Raw genomic sequence first — 1,984 nt, forward strand, 5'->3', positions numbered from 1 at the left:
GCCAGCAATTCCATAAAAGCTGCCTTGCTGTAGCCAGCCAGCTCAGCAGCCTGGCCAAGTGATAGCTTTCCCCGCTCATAGAGCTGCGTAGCCAAGATCACGGCAGCCTCCTGGCTGTCGATATCCAAATGGTCTGGTATGTTGAGGGTGAGCGCTTTCACACAATAAATGTATGCAGATCAGGAAAAGGTTGATTGAGACAAATTAAGCGGCGTAATCACGAATTGCAGGAATCTGCTGTAACGATAGTTAAGTAGGCTCAAGCGCTTCGGTGCTTCGGCAAATCCCTAAGCCACACCTACTTAATAACCTGTGTCTGTTGGTGGCATTCACACCCGGGGTCTCGCCACAAAGCCAACCCACTTAGCCAGCAGCGAAGACCCTGGGCGAACTAAAAAGCAGAGTTCAAGCTGTGTTCCGAACAGTATATGAAATGCTGAAAACGGCTCTGGGTAAAACGCGCCCTAAACTCAGAATAGGTATCTATGGCAAAATAGCGCATATACAATTTCATCCTCTCTTTTTTACAAGCTATAACTTGACAAAAAACGCTTAATTGAAAAGGAATAACTTGCTTTTATGATTCCCTTTGTCCAGTTATTACTTTACATTTTCTTTATTTTTGTCAAAATATAACTTTACAACATGGGACAGAAGGCATTGCAATTCAAACAGTTGAGTAATAAAATGCTTGCATTTGCGTCACTGCAGAAAGTAGCAGTTCCCCCTACCGGTTGGCTGAAAGCAGTCCGGCTTGCACTTGGTATGTCTTCACAACAGGTGGCAAATAAGTTGTCCGTAACAAGGCAAGGTGTGCAGGATATGGAACGGCGGGAAAAAGAGGGCGCTATCACCATTAAAGCCCTTCGTGAGGTGGCAAATGCCCTGGATATGCAATTGGTGTATGGATTTGTTCCAAAGGATGGCTCTTTGGATGCCTTAGTTGACCGGAAAGCAAAGGAACTGGCAAAGCAAATTGTCTTGCGAACATCCAACACCATGAAACTGGAAGACCAGGAGAACTCGCAGGAAAGAATAAAGAAAGCAATAGAAGAAAGGGCAAGTGCCATAAAATCGGAAATGCCTAAAGCCTTATGGAATTAGATCTTGAATACAGGGATGGGCAAACCCCTTTAGATGACGACGAGAAAGAAGGCTTGCGGATAGAAACCATTGCCACACGGCAGGAGTTGGATGAGTTTGAGCAGCAAAACATCGAACAGGCTGTGGAGTGGACCATGAAACGTTCCTTAAAGTATAGTGCAATCCTGACGGAAGATTTTATCCAAAAGCTGCACAAAAGAATGTACGGCGATGTTTGGGCTTGGGCAGGTGCGTTCAGGAAAACCAATAAGAACATTGGTGTCGATAAATGGCAAATATCAACCGAGTTGCGTTACCTACTGGACGATACTAAATATTGGATAGCGCACAATACATATCCACCGGATGAGATTGCCATACGGTTTAAGCACCGGATTGTGGCTATCCACTGTTTCCCCAACGGAAATGGAAGACATAGCCGGCTGATGGCGGATATTATTGCGGAAAAGGTATTTAAGCAACCCGTATTTACCTGGGGTGCGGCAAACCTTGTAAAAGGTGGTGATGCAAGGGCGGATTACCTGACCGCAATCAGGGCGGCAGATGCCGGAAATATAATGCCATTGATGAGGTTTGCAAGATCCTAATGCAATATAGAAACTTCAATCACCTTGATTACCATAAACCAACCGGATCTGGGGCTGGCCTCCAATAGACACACATAGCCTTCAACGAAGACCCTGAACGGACCTGAATCTCTCATTTTCGCTGTTCGCCCGGGGTCTTCGCAGATGGCCTTGTGCATGGGTGTTGCGGCGAGACCCCGGGCTGGTCTAAATGACTAACCGTAAAATGTATGAGCATCAGAGATGATGCTTACTGGCATTGCGGATGTCATTTACCAGTTCCGGTGCATCGTAGTTGAATAGGGATACATTGT

The 1,984-nt window shown here is 45.9% G+C and carries 3 protein-coding genes; 2 read left to right on the top strand and 1 reads right to left on the bottom strand.

The genetic code is table 11. The annotated features are described in order from the left end of the window. A partial coding sequence (locus BUE76_RS25520) for a UPF0175 family protein (protein WP_394333556.1) occupies positions 1-161 on the bottom strand: 161 nt, incomplete at its 3' end. Positions 162-645: 484 nt separating this feature from the next. Here BUE76_RS25520 and BUE76_RS22970 point away from each other — a divergent pair. Then, positions 646-1,104, top strand: coding sequence for a mobile mystery protein A (locus BUE76_RS22970; RefSeq protein WP_073038832.1), 459 nt, complete (start codon positions 646-648; stop codon positions 1,102-1,104). Further along, the gene (locus tag BUE76_RS22975; RefSeq protein ID WP_073038834.1) at positions 1,095-1,691 is read left to right on the top strand and encodes a mobile mystery protein B; all 597 of its coding nucleotides are present in this window, start codon (positions 1,095-1,097) and stop codon (positions 1,689-1,691) included. The genes BUE76_RS22970 and BUE76_RS22975 overlap by 10 nt, the downstream gene beginning before the upstream one ends. Positions 1,692-1,984 lie beyond the last annotated feature (293 nt).

This window comes from Cnuella takakiae (assembly GCF_001953305.1).
Taxonomy (GTDB): Bacteria; Bacteroidota; Bacteroidia; order Chitinophagales; family Chitinophagaceae; genus Flavisolibacter; species Flavisolibacter takakiae.

Excerpts from the sequence above, each read along its gene's own strand:
- BUE76_RS22975 (WP_073038834.1), top strand. The coding sequence starts at position 1,095 with ATGGAATTAGATCTTGAATACAGGGATGGGCAAACCCCTTTAGATGAC.
- BUE76_RS22970 (WP_073038832.1), top strand. The coding sequence starts at position 646 with ATGGGACAGAAGGCATTGCAATTCAAACAGTTGAGTAATAAAATGCTT.